This is a genomic window from Pedobacter aquatilis (genome assembly GCF_030409415.1).
Classification (GTDB): domain Bacteria; phylum Bacteroidota; class Bacteroidia; order Sphingobacteriales; family Sphingobacteriaceae; genus Pedobacter; species Pedobacter aquatilis.
In genome coordinates this window covers 153,173-168,950 of record NZ_JAUFPW010000015.1, presented here as the reverse complement: position 1 = coordinate 168,950, position 15,778 = coordinate 153,173, and the positions used below count along the sequence as shown (strand labels likewise).

Sequence of the window (15,778 nt, the reverse complement as noted above, 5' to 3'; positions counted from 1 at the left end):
CGAATCGTAAAAAGTAAAAGAACCAAAGGAAAATATCAAACATGGACCAACTACAAAAGAGCGATATGAGCCTTAAGTTAATGACATTGGGGGTTGGGGGTGGTTAGTTTAAAGTTGGATGATTCTAAACCATTGCCAGCCACTGCCTCAATTCTATACCATTAGTGTCCAGTTCTTCACTGGCGCTCGCGTGCATTAGCCAATTTAGTAAACTTTGCAACTTCAAATAGTAGCAAGGCCTTTGCCTAATAAACGGGATTGAAGTGATATCCTTTTTTGTTGTACTTCGATAAACTCATTATGACAGTAACAAAAAAGATTTAACGTAAAGCCCGAATAACAATTAATAGAAATACTGAATTGCTTTTCTAAAAAAACAATTACAAAATTATGCCGTTCTACTTTTAACAAAATAGTAACTTTGCAGCCTAATTTAGAATGACCGAATTTTGAATGAGGGAATGTATTCTGGAACATTCTATCATTTAATCATTCCATCATTCTATCATTTCAATAAACATGAAGAAAGTAAATGTTGGCTTGGTACAAATGACTTGTACTAATGATAAGCAAGAAAATTTAGATAAGGCGATCGCGAAAGTGCGTGAAGCGGCCGCAAAAGGTGCACAAATTGTGTGTTTGCAAGAGCTTTTTACTTCGTTATATTTTTGCGATGTAGAAGATTATGCAAATTTCGATTTGGCTGAAGCTATTCCAGGTCCATCTACTGATGCTTTGCAAGTTGTTGCGAAAGAGTTAGGCGTTGTGATTATTGCATCTTTATTCGAGAAACGTACAGCAGGGATTTATCATAATACCACAGCGGTTTTAGATGCTGATGGCTCTTATTTGGGTAAATATCGCAAAATGCACATTCCAGACGACCCAGCTTTCTACGAGAAATTTTACTTCACTCCAGGCGATTTAGGATATAAGGTTTTCGATACGAAGTTTGCTAAAATCGGTATCCTAATTTGTTGGGACCAATGGTATCCAGAAGCTTCGAGGATTACGGCTTTGATGGGTGCTGAAATTATGTTTTACCCAACAGCAATTGGCTGGGATACAACACAAGATGAAGAAACTAACAAAGACCAATATAATGCTTGGCAAACGATTCAACGTTCGCACTCGGTTGCCAATGGCGTACCAGTTGTGAGTGTAAACCGTGTTGGTTTTGAGCAAGATGGCGCCATGAAATTCTGGGGTGGTAGTTTCGCAACGAATGCCCAAGGTAAGTTGCTTTATCTGGCTTCGCATGATAAGGAAGAAACCGAAGTGGTTGAGTTGGATTTAGACCAAAGCGATTTTATGCGTAAGCACTGGCCGTTTTTAAGGGATAGAAGAATTGATTCTTACCAGCCAATTACGAAAAGGTTTATTGATTAAAGTTGGAAAGTCCGATGACCGAAGACTGAAGTTTGGATGCAAATAGCAATTAGTTAATTTGGTTTGAACATTAGTATTGTGTAATTTGAGGTTTTATTCAATTATACCTTCTGATATCAGACCACAAACTATGGCTTTCAAACTATATCTTCGGACCTCTGACTACTAACTTCGGAATATAAATTATAAACTATATCTTCTGACTTCGGACCTCTGACTAAAAATTATGGCTTTCAAATTCGAGAAACTAAAAGTTTGGCAAAAAGCTTTAGACTTAGCTGACGAGATAGATAAAATGACTAAAACTTTTCCAAAGGAGGAGGTTTATATTTTGACATCTCAAGTAAAGCGAGCAGCAGATTCTGTTTCGATGAATATTGCTGAGGGAAGCACAGGGCAAAGTAATCTGGAGTTTAAAAAGTTTCTCCGCTATTCACTAAGGTCGGACATTGAAGTTGTAAATTGCTTGCATTTGGCTATCAGACGGGGCTATATTACCGAGGATATTTTTAAAACGCATTACCAATCTTGTGAAGAGATTTTGGTAATGATTTCTGCGTTAATAAAATCTTTGGACTAACACTGTATTATCTTCCGACTTCGGACACCCGACTTTCGGACTAATTAATATAACTAAAACATCGGATTTCGGACACCCGACTTTCGGACTAATTATAAAACTAAAACATCGGACTTCGGACACCCGACTTTCGGACTAAAAAGATATGTCAAATTTTCCTCCAAGAAAAGAATTAAATCTAAATCAATTCGATTATTCTCCAAAACAACAAGCTTATGCTTTCCCTGCTGAATGGGCCAAACATGAGGCAACCTGGTTAAGTTGGCCACATAAAGAGGCGAGTTGGCCTGGAAAGATTGAAACCATTTACAAACCGTATTGCGAGTTTATCAAAATTGTAGCAGAGGGTGAAAAAGTTCGCATCAATGTAAAAGATGAAGAAATGAAAGCTTTTGCAATAGCAGAATTGGAAAAAGTTGATGCTGATTTAACGCAGATAGAATTTTATTTCAATGAAACCAACGATGCTTGGTGCAGAGACCACGGTCCGGCTTTTGTTTTGAAGGGAAATGAAAAAGCTGTTATTGACTGGGGTTATAATGCATGGGGCGGAAAATATCCTCCTTTCGATTTGGATGATGTAGTACCGACCAAAATCGCTAAACATTTTGATTTGCCTTTGTTTACACCTGATATCGTAATGGAAGGCGGTTCGGTTGAATTTAATGGTGCTGGTACGGTTTTAACCACAACAGCTTGTTTGCTAAACGAAAACCGTAATCCACATTTGAACAAAGAGCAAATTGAGCAATATTTGCTTGAATATTACGGGCAAAAGCAGGTTTTATGGTTAGGTGATGGTATTGTGGGCGATGATACCGATGGACACATTGATGATATTACGCGTTTTGTTAATGAAGACACTGTTTTAACGGTTGTAGAAAGTAATCCTTTGGATGAAAACTATATTTTGTTGCAAGAGAATTTAGAGGCTTTAAAGGCGATGAAATTGAAAGATGGTCGCCCATTGAATATTGTGGAGTTACCGATGCCATCGCCTGTGATTCATGAAGACACGCGTTTACCAGCATCATACGCTAATTTTTACATTGCAAATTCGGCTGTTATTGTGCCTATTTTTAATGATGTAAACGACCAAAAAGCTTTAGATATCATTGAAGGTTGTTTCCCAGATAGAAAAGTTGTTGGCATTAATTCGGTTGATATTATTTGGGGTTTGGGCAGTTTTCATTGTTTGAGTCAGCAGGAACCAGCGGTTTAGAATTATCTGTTCTGGGTTTCTAGCGCTAACAATTTAGCAATTAAACAATTTAATAATATTTCATCAGAGTTATTAACTTTACAACTTTAAAACATTTCAACTTTACAACATTTCATAATGAAATTACTAGAAGGAAAAACAGCATTAATTACTGGCGCATCAAAAGGGATTGGTCGTAAAATAGCTGAAAAATTTGCTGAGCAAGGTGCTAACGTAGCATTTACATATTTATCATCGGTAGAAAAAGGTGAAGCTTTAGAGCAAGAATTACAAAGCTTTGGTACTAAAGTGAAAGGTTACCGTTCTGATGCCTCAAAATTTGACCAGGCAGAGCAATTAATTAATGATATTGTTGCCGAATTTGGCACAATTGATATCGTTGTAAACAACGCTGGTATTACAAAAGATGGTTTGTTGATGCGCATGAGCGAAGAAAATTGGGATGATGTCATTAATATCAACTTAAAATCTATTTTCAACGTTACTAAAGCAGCATCTAAAGTGATGATGAAAGCACGTAAAGGTGTATTCATTAATATGAGTTCGGTTGTGGGTGTTCAGGGTAACGCAGGACAAGCGAATTATGCGGCATCAAAAGCAGGTATTATTGGTTTTACAAAATCTGTTGCTAAAGAATTAGGTTCTCGAAATATCCGTGCTAATGTAGTTGCTCCGGGTTTTATCCGTACAGAAATGACGGAAGTTTTAGACCCTGCAGTTGTTGCGGGTTGGGAAAAAGATATTCCACTTAAACGTGCTGGCGAAACAGAAGACATTGCTAATGTTTGCGTGTTTTTAGCGTCAGATATGAGCGCTTATGTAACCGGACAAACTTTATCAGTTTGCGGTGGAATGCTGTAAGATAGGGTATAGGGATTAGAGGTTTAAGGTGGATGGTTTACTTTCATCACCATAAAATGTAAGGCGTAAGGTGGGTTTTTACCCTAAACCTTACGCCTTTTACCTTATAACGTACTTCCCATTCACTTCCTTAATATCTGCTAAGTTTTTATTTTTTTCAAAAGCAATGTAAGCAGGTTGCAACAATTTCCAAAAAGTAGCTTGAGCAGGAAATTCTTTTCCATACTTCTTCAAATTTCCATCGGTTATTTTAAATGGATAAATATTAACCGGAATTTTTTCCTGACCTGAGTTTTTTGCTTCTACAGCTAACACATAAACCTCTTTAATTTTTTCATCAGTTAGTGGAATACAACCTACGGTTACGCAGTTGCCATGAATGTAAATATCTCCACCAGTTTTTTTTTCTTTTCCAGTACGAGCTAGATCAACCGAGTTGGGGTAATTCACACCTAGCGATAAATGGTATGTACTCATCGGATTAAAAACATTAATGTAATAAAAGCCCTCAGGTGTTTGCTTATCACCTTCTATAACCTTTGGACCTAACGTGCCCGAGTATGCACAAAAATCATAGGTTCTAAATAACTTATACTTTTTATCGGAATTGTTTCTTAGCCAAACTTCAAGTTTTCCCTCACTTTTGTAAGCACTTATGAGCATCGAAAAGTCATTGCCAAAGCCATCAGCTTTTAAAAATTTTTGTAAGGTTTCCCATTTTTCACCGTAAGCATTTTCTACTCTTTCGAATTTAATTTGGGTTGCCTTGAAATTGCTTTGTGCAGTTGTCATTATGCTTAGAGAAATTAAAAAGGTTAAAAAGGTTAATTTCATAGATTTTGATTTAGCTAAAGCTAAGATTTTAAAGGTAATGTTTGCCACGGAAGCACGGATTTACACGGAATTATTTATTGTCTGATTCAAATTCAATTATAAAGATTTGAATAGAATTTTTCCGTGCATTCCGTGTTTCCGTGGCAATGAAGCTTTACTTAGCATTTCTATATTTAAAATGATTTTTGCCACTGAAACACAGATTTACACGGAATTATTTATTATTTGATTAAATTCAATTATAAAGATTTGATTAGAATTTTTCCGTGCATTCCGTGTTTCCGTGGCAACGAAACTTTATAGCTTTTTCTCAACGTAAAATCTTTGCATTCTTTGCGGTTAACTACAAAATCGCCATCTTTATAAAATATGGCCAGTTTTTTTTTCGCTACTTCTTTTTTATATCTTATTGGCTGTTTAGTACTAGGTTTATTATACGCCTGGTTGCTTTACAGGAGCAATAAAAACCTCGATAAAAAACTGCAATACGGTTTAGCTGCTTTAAGAATAATTACCGTATCATCAATTGCCTGGCTTCTATTCGCTCCATTAATCAAAACCCTAAATTATACTTTAGATAAACCTGTAATCATCATCGGGCAAGACAATTCATTATCGGTAGGGCAGGTTAAATCTGCAGATTTTGACCAGAAATTGTACGAGCAAAACCTCAAAGCACTTCAAAATAAATTATCTGATAAGTATGAAGTGAAGACCTATAATTTTTCTGATAAAGTAAATGATGGCTTAGACTTTAAAAGCCAGGGAAAATTAACAGATGCATCTGCTTTTTTTCAGAAAATAAAAGACGAATATACCAACAGAAATGTAGGCGCAATGATATTGGCAACGGATGGGATTTTCAATCATGGCGGTAATCCTTTATATAGTATCAACCAAATCAACGCACCTGTTTACACCATTGCACTTGGCGATAGCATCCCGAAAAGAGATATTTTAATCGCTAATGTAAATTATAATAACATTGTTTATTTGGATGATGATTTTACGGTTGAAGTTCAAATTCAGGCCTTTCAGAGTGGTGGAGAAAATACCATGTTATCAGTTAATCAGAACGGAGCAAAGGTTAGTCAACAAAATATTTCAATTACTGGAAATTCATACGTAAAAACCATTCCAATTAAATTACATGCTAGTAAAATTGGCGTTCAGAAATATACTGTTCAGCTAAATGTTTTACCAAATGAAATCACCACAAAAAATAATACACAAACTTTTTATGTTGAGGTAATTGATGGGCGACAAAAAGTATTGCTCGCTGCGGCAGCTCCGCATCCTGATTTGGGTGTTTTAAGAGAGGCGATTTCACTTAACAAACATTATGAAGCCAAACTCGTATTAGCAGATGATTTAAGTACAACAGACCCTTCAAAGTTTGATTTAATTGTACTTTATCAATTGCCTGATGCTCAAAATGCTTCTTTGAGTTTTATTCAAAAAGTGTTGAGCTTGAAAAAGCCAATTTGGTATGTTTTAGGTGCCCAAAGTGGTGTTAATGCTTTTAACCAGCTACAAAATCAGGTTAATCTGGCTTCTGCAAATGGTTCTATTCAGGAAGTTTATCCAGATTTTGCTAATGGCTTCATTAGTTTCAACCTCACTGAGGAAGATAAAAAAACGTTTGCCACTTTCGACCCTTTGCTGGCTCCATTTGGAAGATTAACGGTTAACACAAGTGCAATACCAGTTTTAAACCAGCGCATTGGTAAAATTAGTACACAACAACCATTGCTTTTCTTTACAAATGAAAATGGCTTGAAGACAGGTTATTTAATGGGAGAGGGCTTATGGCGGTGGAAATTGGCAGAAGCTGAAAATGAAGTTTCTGAATCTTCTTTAAACGGTTTGATTTCTAAAACCATTCAATACCTTTCTGTAAAAGATGATAAACGTAGATTTAAGGTTTTTACCTCAAAATCTGCTTACGACGAAAATGAATCCATTCAATTTAATGGAACACTTTACAACGAAAGCTATCAAGCCGTAAACGAGCCAGAAGTAAATTTACAAGTCAAAAATGAGGCTGGTAAAGTTTTCAATTATACCTTTTCGAAAACTGAAAATGCTTACCAACTCGATGCTGGAGCAATGACAGCAGGAAATTATACTTACCTCGCCAATACAACTTTAGGTGGAAAGAAATTTACAGTAACAGGCAGTTTTTACGTAAATGCTTTAATTGCCGAATATCAGCAAACTACAGCTAACCATCAGTTACTCAATACTATTTCTAAGCAAAGCGATGGAAAGTTGTTTATGCCAAAAGATTTACTGAAAATTGCCGATGAAATCCTTAAGAACGAGAACATCAAAACCATCAGTTACGAAGACCGTAAGTATGATGAACTGATTAATATGAAATGGTTGTTCGGGTTAATTTTGATTTTATTGGGTACCGAATGGTTTTTACGTAAACGCAATGGAGAATTATAATATTTCTACTTCTGAAGTTATTGAGGTTTTAGGAACCATTGCATTTGCCATATCGGGTACTTTTACGGCCATGCAACGCAAGCTAGACCCCTTTGGCGTTTTAATTATTGCTTTCGTAACGGCCATTGGTGGCGGAACCGTTCGAGACTTGCTTATCGGTGATACGCCTGTAGCCTGGATGCGAGATATGCAAACCTGCCTGATTATTTTATTCACTGCGTTGATAACCATGTTCTTCAAAACTCATGTGCAGAAAATGAAAATCACGCTTTTCCTCTTTGATAGCTTAGGACTTGGTGCTTTTACAATGGTTGGTTTATTAAAAGGAATGGCGTTTGGGTTAAATCCAGGCATTTGCATTACATTAGGCACAATTACTGGCTGTTTTGGCGGAATCATTAGAGATACTTTACTTAACACCATTCCTCTTGTTTTCCGTAGAGAAATTTATGCTTCAGCCTGTATTTTGGGTGGTTTGCTTTACTATTTGTTAATCAATATCAATTTAGAAAGCGTGGTAGCAAAATTGGCTGTGGTAGCCTTTATTTTTGTGTTCAGAATTGTTGCTGTAAAATTTAAATTATCCTTACCGAAATTTGAGTATTAATTAGTTCTAATAAAATGGATATGGAATAAAGATTGCTTTGGCTCGCTCAATTCCAGCCTCGCAATGACGAAAATCTTTAAATAATCTATTCCCTAACTAAAATCCTGAAAATCCTTTAATCCAGATAATCTTAATCCTAGTCCTTTTTCTCCTCATGAATAATAACAAAAACATCTTCGTTATCTTTTTTCATGAAATATTTTTCGCGGGCAAACTTTTCGGCAGTGTTAAGGTTGGTGTTCAATTCGTTTAAATCCTTTTTAATTTGAGTGGTTTCTTTTTCGAAATATTCTTTTTCTTCCTGTAATTTATTCGCCTGACTGCGGTATTCGTACTGCGACATCATATCATTTTTATCAAAAAACAACATCCAAACAGCAAATGCAGCGGTTGCCAGGAAATACTTGTTACGGAAAAGTTCAATTAAACGCTTCATAGGTTTTAAAAAATTGTCATTGCTTCGCACCTTGCAATGACGTAAATGTATAAAAAAACATCCGAAGATTTGAAATCTCCGGATGTTCTACAAATAAGTTTTTCAACTTGTTAACATATCATTGCCGTTGGTTTTACCCAACGAACAATTATTTCTTAGCGTATTTAAATTTTGAACCAATGAAACGAGCATTCTCGCCTAATTCTTCCTCAATACGTAATAATTGATTGTATTTTGCAATCCTGTCAGAACGAGAGGCCGAACCAGTCTTAATCTGTCCGCAGTTTAATGCAACAGCTAAATCCGCAATCGTAACATCTTCAGTTTCTCCAGAACGGTGACTCATTACTGAAGTATAACCACTGTTTTGAGCTAAAGTAACTGCATTGATTGTTTCCGTTAAAGAACCAATTTGATTCACTTTTACCAAGATAGAGTTTGCAGTTTCTTCATCGATACCACGTTGTAAACGCGTTACGTTGGTTACAAATAAATCATCACCAACCAATTGAACACGGTCGCCAACTTTATCCGTTAAACTTTTCCAGCCAGTCCAGTCGTTTTCATCCATACCATCTTCAATAGAAATGATTGGATATTTTGCAGAAAGGTCAGCTAAATATTGTGCTTGCTCTTCGCTAGAGCGAATTACACCAGTAGCACCTTCAAATTTAGTATAATCGTATTTACCATCTTTGTAAAACTCAGATGAAGCACAGTCTAAAGCCAGGCAAATTTGAGAACCAGGTTTATAACCAGCAGTTTCAATTGCTTTTAAAACCGTTTCAATTGCATCTTCAGTACCATCAAAAGTAGGCGCAAAACCACCTTCATCACCTACAGCAGTAGATAAACCTCTATCGTGAAGAATTTTCTTTAAGCTATGGAAAACTTCAGTTCCCCAACGTAAAGCTTCAGAGAACGATGGCGCACCAACTGGCATAATCATAAACTCCTGGAATGCGATAGGCGCATCAGAATGAGAACCACCGTTAATGATGTTCATCATCGGGATTGGTAAAGTATTCGCGTTAACACCACCAATGTAACGATATAAAGGCTGTCCGATTTCATCAGCAGCAGCTTTAGCAACCGCCAAAGAAACGCCTAAAATTGCATTAGCACCTAAGTTGCCTTTGTTTTCTGTACCATCAAGCTCCAACATTAATTTATCAATCGCATTTTGCTCAAAAACATCAACACCTCTTAAAGCCGTAGCAATTTTAGTATTAACATTTTCAACCGCTTTTAAAACGCCTTTACCTAAGTAAGTCGCTTTATCGCCGTCACGTAGCTCAACCGCTTCGTATTGACCTGTAGATGCACCACTTGGTACAGCTGCACGGCCAAAAGCGCCAGCCTCTGTAACAACTTCTACTTCTATAGTTGGATTTCCTCTCGAATCGAGGATTTGTCTCGCATGGACATTAACAATTATGCTCATTTTATTTGATTTTTGTTGATTTTTTAACCTGCTTAGTGTACAAAGTACAATTACTAAGCTTAACTTCAAAGTTAGTATATTTTTTAAATAAATAAAGCGTTTCAGGCGTTAATGTTACGATAGTAATTTGAGGTTAATTTCGAGTTAATTTTAAATTAATATTGAGTTTTTGGAAAGTAATTGCAGTGGTTTTTCGGTTAGGTTCAGTCCCGCTTTTCGTTGCAATCTTTTTTAAACTTCTGCTGTGCTCAAATGGTTGAGTCATTGCAGGGATGTACATTGCGATCATCTTTGTCGTGAGTACAGTAAAAAAGTATTTTCACTTCAATCGGGGTTTGGGGAACTTAATTCCAGCATTGAAATTGCATGTCTGTTTATCCTTCTGTTCTGCTGAGGTACGAAGCATCTGTTTCATCGGTTGAAGATGTTTTCCCAAAATCAGGGATAGGCTGTACCTCAACATGATAACTTATTCAAGGTTGCTGCATCAAAATATTTAACTATTATAATGGGAGAGGGCCTGCCAAATTCCGTCAGTTAAAACTGACGGCAATGATTATAACAATTCTCTATCCCTTGCTATGGAAATTGAAAGCAATAAATTATAAATGCGATTTGCAATTCCTTACCGTTGACTTCAGTCAACGGTCTAAGAGGAATATTAACAATCCTATCCCTATTTCAATGCATCCAAAACCCTAAACAATTTTTTATTAATTCCGCTTCCACTATAATTATTAATATTAATGACAACAACATATTTGTTTCCTGCAGTATCCGTGTGATAACCTGCAAAAGCCGAAACATCATTAATCGTTCCACTTTTAATTTTCATACCGTTATATTCTGGTAATCCTTTATAAAAATCTGCAAACCAATTTTCTTTTTGAATTTGAAATAAAATACCCGCCATTGCCGAAGTGGTAACTCTGTCGCCTGGTGAAAGTCCGCTGCCATCAATGATATTCAATGCCGATTTATTAATCCCTTTATTCGCCCAAAAATTAATTTCCGTTTCAGTACCTTTAGATGTTGTTGCAGCTTTACCAGATTTTAAAGCAATTGTTTTAAGCAAAGTTTCGCCATAAAGGTTTATGCTTTTCTTTAAAAACCAATAACCAATTTCACTCAAAGTTGGCGAACTAATTGTGTTTATTTTTTGCGTAATTGAAGGAATAGACTGTTTGTTTAATTCCATTAACCTCGCAGTTGTAGCTTGCTCGGTAATTGAAAAGCCTAATCTTTTTAAGGTATCTTGTAGTCGGTAAGCACAATCAAAAGCAGGGTCGGGTAGGGCGACCGAAATGCCCGATTTACCAATTCCTAAACCCCAGCTTCCGCGTAGGTATGCAACATTGCTGTAAGGTGGCAGGAAAGCATAAGTTCTATCACCACTGCCAGAAGCTCCGGTTTTTAATTCATTTACAATTTGAATGTAAGGCGTTTCTGGAACAGATTTTACAATCCGAACGGCATCATTTGTACTTGAACCAGATTTTAAATGAATGTCAAATTGGTTTTCTCTCCAGGCTAAACCTGATGTTCCTGCACCGTAATAATTGCCAATATCTTGCCAAACCCAACCCTCGGGTGTGGTTTGCGTACCGAAAATTCTATCATCGCCAATTATCGAACCCTCAATTTTTTTAATGCCAGCGGATTTAATTGCAGTAACCCATTGCGTTAAAACTGCATTTTCTTTGTTTTGGTATCTCCAAGAACCTAACGTTGGGTCGCCGCTGCCAACAATAATTAAATTTCCTTTTAAGGTGCCATCTGGTGTAATATTCCCAGTATAAGCTAAAGTAGTTTGAAACTGAAAATCCTTACCTAAAATACTAAAAGCAGTTGCTGCTGTAATCGTTTTTAAAGTTGAAGCCGTCGCCAGACCAATTTGCTCATTTTTTGCAAAAAGCACTTTACCGGTATTGGCATCTAAAACGCAAAGCGATGTAATGGCGTGTTTGGTCTGTTCATCCGCCAGTAAATTATTAAAGGCTTTTTCGAGGTTTTGAATGCGGTTTTGGGCAATGCAGCTTATCGAAAGGAGTACAAAAAAAATGACTGACTTTAAAAAATTCATGTTGTAAAATTAAAGGAAAATAAAAAAAGTGATGTGTAACAAACACATCACTTTTATAAAATTTCGCCACGCTGAATTTATTTCAGCATCTTTCTCAAGAAACTCTCAAACAAGTTCAGAGTGACGGGTATAATTATTTAAACCAATTCTTTTTGTAAAAGATATTCGGCAATTTGAACTGCATTTGTTGCGGCACCTTTACGTAAGTTATCCGCAACAATCCAAAGGTTTAAAGCTTTCGGTGCCGATTCATCCCTACGAATACGACCTACAAAAACCTCATCTTTTTCATGCGCATCTTTAGGCATTGGGTACTTTAAATTCGCTACATCATCCACTACGATAATGCCAGGCGACTTTTCTAAAATGCTACGCACCTCAGCCAAATCAAAATCATTTTCAAACTCGATGTTTACTGATTCAGAGTGACCACCCATAACCGGAATACGAACCGTTGTTGCGGTAACTTTAATGCTGTCATCGCTCATAATTTTGTTCGTTTCCTTAACCATTTTCATTTCTTCTTTGGTATATCCGTTTTCCATGAAAACATCGATATGAGGAAGCACGTTTAAGTCGATTTCATAAGCATAAGCTTTCGGTCCATCAACACCTTTACGCTCATTCATCAATTGCTCAACCGCCTTAACGCCAGTTCCGGTAACCGATTGGTAAGTAGAAACCACCACACGTTTGATTTTGTATTTATCGTGTAAAGGTTTTAACACCACCACCATTTGAATGGTAGAACAGTTCGGGTTGGCAATAATTTTATTGTCGATAGAAAGCTCATGCGCATTAACTTCCGGAACGATTAATTTAATCGCTGGGTCCATTCTCCAGGCCGATGAATTATCGATAACGGTTGTTCCAGCTTCTTTAAAGCGTGGCGCATGCTCTAATGAAGTATTTCCACCAGCAGAAAACAGCGCAATATCTGGTTTCATGCCAATTGCAGTATCCATGCTAACGATTGGAAACTTCTTACCCTTAAAAGTAATTTCCTTACCAACACTCTTCTCAGATGCTACGGGAATTAACTCTGTTAAAGGGAAATTTCTTTCCTCCAATACTTTTAACATAACGGTACCAACCAAACCGGTTGCACCTACTACTGCTACTTTCATTTTAAATTTTAATTATTATATTTATTAAACATTGATATAAGCCAAATATGAAGAAAATTCTGCTTATATCCCTATTGTTATTCAGTAAAATTGCATTTTCCCAAGTTTTCGATTCATTTGATGATGGTGATTTCTCCAAAAATCCACCTTGGAGGGGCGATTTAGCTTATTTTCAGGTTAATGCACAAAAGCAGTTGCAATCTATCGGGCAGCAAGTAGCATCTCAAACCATTTTTTTGTCTACAGCATATAAATTAAGTTTAGAAACAAGTTGGGAGTTCTTTGTTCAGCTAAATTTCAATCCCACATCAACTAATTTTGTGCGTATTTATTTAACTTCTGATAAGGAAAACCTCGAAGGAAGTTTAAATGGATATTTTATCCAAATCGGTGAAACAGGCGTTAATGATGGTTTTCATTTGTATCGTCAAACGGGTACTTCAACAACAAAAATTATAAACGGACCGCAGAAAATTAGGGCAAACGCTAATCTTTTTATGGCTAAAGTTAAGGTAACCAGAGATGCGTTGGGCAAATGGAATTTGTTTACAGATATTACTGGTGGAAACAACTTTAATCTGGAAGGAACGGTAATTGACAATACTTTTAAGACTTCAGAATTTGCTGGCGTTTATTGTAAATATGCAACGGCTTCAAGGTATAATCAATATGTTTTTGATGATTTTAAGATTGACGATATAGTTCCTGATGTAACTCCACCAAGTTTGACTGGGATTGCTGTAGTGAATTCAACGGCTTTAGATGTTACTTTTTCTGAAGCATTGGATATAAATTCTGCCCTTGCTTTAAGTAATTACAATTTATCAAACGGTTTTAATACACCGCTTACGATTGAAGCCACAAACTCAGCAAATGTTTATCGTTTAACATTCGCAAACGAATTTATGTCAGGAAATTACAACTTGCTTGTAAATAATGTTAAAGATAAAAAGGGCAATGCGATTTTATCTAATAGTCGCTATGAATTTATTTACATTAAACCATACATTCCAAAATATGGTGATGTTGTAATTAACGAGATTTTTGCAAATCCAACAGGAAGTCCATCTTTACCACAAAAGGAATTTATAGAGATTTGGAATACAACCGATGAATACATTTTAACGCAAGGCTGGAAATATGCCGACCAAACTTCAACCTATACTTTTTTAACGGATACCATTAAGCCAAATCAATATTTAATTCTTACCGCAAAAGCGGATGAACAATTGTTTAAGTCCTTCGGTAAAACCATTGGATTATCGCCTTGGCCGAGTTCAAATAACGATAAAGATATATTGACTTTGACGGATAATTCAGGCAAAATAATTGATAAAGTTGCTTATAGTGATACTTGGTATAAAGGATGATACCAAGAGAAACGGTGGTTTTAGTTTAGAGTTGGTTGACCCTAAAAGCGTTTGTAAAGGCATTCAAAATTGGGTAGCTTCTAATGATGTTTCCGGTGGCACACCAGGAAAACAAAATTCTGTTTATAAAACACAAATAAGCATTGAAATTCCAAAATTATTAGCGGCAAATATAATCGATAGTGTAACTGTGCAAATAGAATTTTCTAAAAGTGTAGATAGTTTATCGGCCAGTATTTTTTCTAATTATGTAATAAATAATGGCGTGGGCAGTCCCAAGTCCGTTGTTGTTCAATCGCCAAACTTCAATATTGTTAATATTCAATTTTCTGCACCTTTTACCAGAGGAATTGAAAATACATTAACTACACAAAATATAACAGACTGTGCTGGAAATTTAATCAGCTCTGCTGCAAATACTGCTAAGTTGTTCTTAGCAAAGAAGATTGAGAAAAATGATATTTTAATTTCAGAAGTTTTGTTTAACCCGAAAGCCAATGGAGTTGATTTTGTAGAAATTTACAACAATACGAATCAAGCATTAGATTTAAAAGATTTACAAATTGCCAACGTAGATAGTAAAGGAGCTATTTCAAGTATCAAATTAATAACAAGCAAAAGTTTGCTGCTAAATCCATCAACCTATTGGATGCTTAGTATAAATCCATCGAATGTAAAAGCCAATTATGGCGTTCTAAATCCAGACAATTTTGTTCAATTGGCTTCCATGCCAGCTTACAATAACGATAAAGGCTCGGTAATTCTTTTGAGTGGTAATTTACCTATTGATAGGTTGAATTATGATGCTAAAATTTATCACCCGCTAATTCAGGATGAAGATGGCATTTCAATTGAACGGGTTTCTTTTTCTGTTGATGCAAATGAACCTGGTAATTTTAAATCGGCAGCCGCAACTGTTGGTTTTGCAACGCCAACCTATAAAAACTCTGTAACATCGTCAGGTAATGAAAACTTCGTTGCCTTAAAAAATAAAACATTTTCCCCTGATGGTGATGGTTTTGAAGATGCTTTAACTTTGGAATATCAATTTGCTGAAAATTCGAGTTTGGCAACCATTAATATTTACTCAGATAAAGGTATTTTGGTGAAAAAGCTATTGAAAAATCAAACGATTGGCACGTCAGGACTGATAAATTGGGATGGTATGGATGATAATGGAAGTTTAGCCAAAATCGGAATTTACGTTGTTGTATTTGAGGTTTTCGATTTGAGAGGAAACACAAAACGATTTAAAAATGCTTGTGTTTTGGCAGGAAAACTAAATTAGATTTTCTGTGCTTGAAATGTAAACTAAGTCGTCATTTCGAGCGAAGCCGAGAAATCTTTGAAAGTTGTAACGAATGCCTAAAT

The 15,778-nt window shown here is 36.0% G+C and carries 13 protein-coding genes; 8 read left to right on the top strand and 5 right to left on the bottom strand.

From position 1 onward, the window contains the following. Positions 1-519: 519 nt before the first annotated feature. The 4 genes from QWY86_RS09335 to fabG all read left to right on the top strand — a co-directional run bounded on the left by QWY86_RS09335 (position 520) and on the right by fabG (position 4,052). Entirely contained in the window at positions 520-1,389 is an 870-nt protein-coding gene (locus QWY86_RS09335; RefSeq protein WP_290241221.1) for a carbon-nitrogen hydrolase, read from the top strand. A gap of 226 nt (positions 1,390-1,615) precedes the next feature. Further along, positions 1,616-1,969 (top strand): four helix bundle protein, encoded by a 354-nt coding sequence (locus tag QWY86_RS09330; RefSeq protein ID WP_290241219.1) that lies wholly within the window; start codon positions 1,616-1,618, stop codon positions 1,967-1,969. Between the two features lie 145 nt (positions 1,970-2,114). Further along, positions 2,115-3,191, top strand: a complete 1,077-nt coding sequence (locus QWY86_RS09325) for an agmatine deiminase family protein (protein ID WP_290241217.1) — start codon at positions 2,115-2,117, stop codon at positions 3,189-3,191. A 117-nt stretch (positions 3,192-3,308) separates the two neighbouring features. Beyond that, positions 3,309-4,052 (top strand): 3-oxoacyl-[acyl-carrier-protein] reductase, encoded by a 744-nt coding sequence (fabG, locus tag QWY86_RS09320; protein WP_010599469.1) that lies wholly within the window; start codon positions 3,309-3,311, stop codon positions 4,050-4,052. A 99-nt stretch (positions 4,053-4,151) separates the two neighbouring features. On the opposite strand, the gene QWY86_RS09315 is transcribed toward fabG, so the two are convergent. After that, a complete protein-coding gene (locus QWY86_RS09315) occupies positions 4,152-4,886 on the bottom strand; it encodes a L,D-transpeptidase family protein (RefSeq protein ID WP_290241210.1) in 735 nt (244 codons plus the stop codon). Positions 4,887-5,255: 369 nt separating this feature from the next. Between QWY86_RS09315 and QWY86_RS09310 the strand changes: the two genes are divergently transcribed. After that, on the top strand, positions 5,256-7,340 hold the full coding sequence (locus tag QWY86_RS09310; RefSeq protein WP_290241208.1) for a hypothetical protein: 2,085 nt from the start codon (positions 5,256-5,258) through the stop codon (positions 7,338-7,340). Further along, positions 7,327-7,947, top strand: a complete 621-nt coding sequence (locus QWY86_RS09305; protein ID WP_290241206.1) for a trimeric intracellular cation channel family protein — start codon at positions 7,327-7,329, stop codon at positions 7,945-7,947. Before QWY86_RS09310 ends, QWY86_RS09305 begins: the two co-directional genes overlap by 14 nt. 136 nt (positions 7,948-8,083) lie before the next feature. Here the strand turns inward: QWY86_RS09305 and QWY86_RS09300 are convergent, their stop codons facing one another. From QWY86_RS09300 to QWY86_RS09285, 4 genes are all read right to left on the bottom strand, one after another. Further along, complete coding sequence (locus QWY86_RS09300; protein WP_290241204.1) at positions 8,084-8,383, bottom strand: FtsB family cell division protein; 300 nt, start codon at positions 8,381-8,383, stop codon at positions 8,084-8,086. Between the two features lie 148 nt (positions 8,384-8,531). Then, positions 8,532-9,827: a phosphopyruvate hydratase gene (gene eno / locus QWY86_RS09295; protein ID WP_290241202.1), complete on the bottom strand. Its 1,296-nt coding sequence runs from the start codon at positions 9,825-9,827 to the stop codon at positions 8,532-8,534. Between the two features lie 676 nt (positions 9,828-10,503). After that, positions 10,504-11,910, bottom strand: a complete 1,407-nt coding sequence (gene dacB / locus QWY86_RS09290) for a D-alanyl-D-alanine carboxypeptidase/D-alanyl-D-alanine endopeptidase (protein ID WP_290241200.1) — start codon at positions 11,908-11,910, stop codon at positions 10,504-10,506. A 137-nt stretch (positions 11,911-12,047) separates the two neighbouring features. Continuing rightward, positions 12,048-13,037: an aspartate-semialdehyde dehydrogenase gene (locus tag QWY86_RS09285; RefSeq protein WP_290241197.1), complete on the bottom strand. Its 990-nt coding sequence runs from the start codon at positions 13,035-13,037 to the stop codon at positions 12,048-12,050. 47 nt (positions 13,038-13,084) lie between these two features. Between QWY86_RS09285 and QWY86_RS09280 the strand changes: the two genes are divergently transcribed. Both QWY86_RS09280 and QWY86_RS09275 read left to right on the top strand, forming a co-directional pair. Further along, positions 13,085-14,407 carry a lamin tail domain-containing protein gene (locus QWY86_RS09280; protein ID WP_290241195.1) on the top strand — a complete coding sequence of 441 codons (1,323 nt, stop codon included), beginning with the start codon at positions 13,085-13,087 and terminating at the stop codon, positions 14,405-14,407. After that, on the top strand, positions 14,385-15,695 hold the full coding sequence (locus QWY86_RS09275) for a lamin tail domain-containing protein (protein WP_290241194.1): 1,311 nt from the start codon (positions 14,385-14,387) through the stop codon (positions 15,693-15,695). The genes QWY86_RS09280 and QWY86_RS09275 overlap by 23 nt, the downstream gene beginning before the upstream one ends. The last annotated feature ends 83 nt before the right edge of the window (positions 15,696-15,778 follow it).

Coding starts and splice junctions, on each gene's coding strand:
- QWY86_RS09330 (WP_290241219.1), top strand. CDS start 1,616: ATGGCTTTCAAATTCGAGAAACTAAAAGTTTGGCAAAAAGCTTTAGAC.
- eno (WP_290241202.1), bottom strand. CDS start 9,827: ATGAGCATAATTGTTAATGTCCATGCGAGACAAATCCTCGATTCGAGA.
- QWY86_RS09280 (WP_290241195.1), top strand. CDS start 13,085: ATGAAGAAAATTCTGCTTATATCCCTATTGTTATTCAGTAAAATTGCA.
- fabG (WP_010599469.1), top strand. CDS start 3,309: ATGAAATTACTAGAAGGAAAAACAGCATTAATTACTGGCGCATCAAAA.
- QWY86_RS09325 (WP_290241217.1), top strand. CDS start 2,115: ATGTCAAATTTTCCTCCAAGAAAAGAATTAAATCTAAATCAATTCGAT.
- QWY86_RS09285 (WP_290241197.1), bottom strand. CDS start 13,037: ATGAAAGTAGCAGTAGTAGGTGCAACCGGTTTGGTTGGTACCGTTATG.
- QWY86_RS09310 (WP_290241208.1), top strand. CDS start 5,256: ATGGCCAGTTTTTTTTTCGCTACTTCTTTTTTATATCTTATTGGCTGT.
- QWY86_RS09305 (WP_290241206.1), top strand. CDS start 7,327: ATGGAGAATTATAATATTTCTACTTCTGAAGTTATTGAGGTTTTAGGA.
- dacB (WP_290241200.1), bottom strand. CDS start 11,910: ATGAATTTTTTAAAGTCAGTCATTTTTTTTGTACTCCTTTCGATAAGC.
- QWY86_RS09315 (WP_290241210.1), bottom strand. CDS start 4,886: ATGAAATTAACCTTTTTAACCTTTTTAATTTCTCTAAGCATAATGACA.
- QWY86_RS09300 (WP_290241204.1), bottom strand. CDS start 8,383: ATGAAGCGTTTAATTGAACTTTTCCGTAACAAGTATTTCCTGGCAACC.
- QWY86_RS09335 (WP_290241221.1), top strand. CDS start 520: ATGAAGAAAGTAAATGTTGGCTTGGTACAAATGACTTGTACTAATGAT.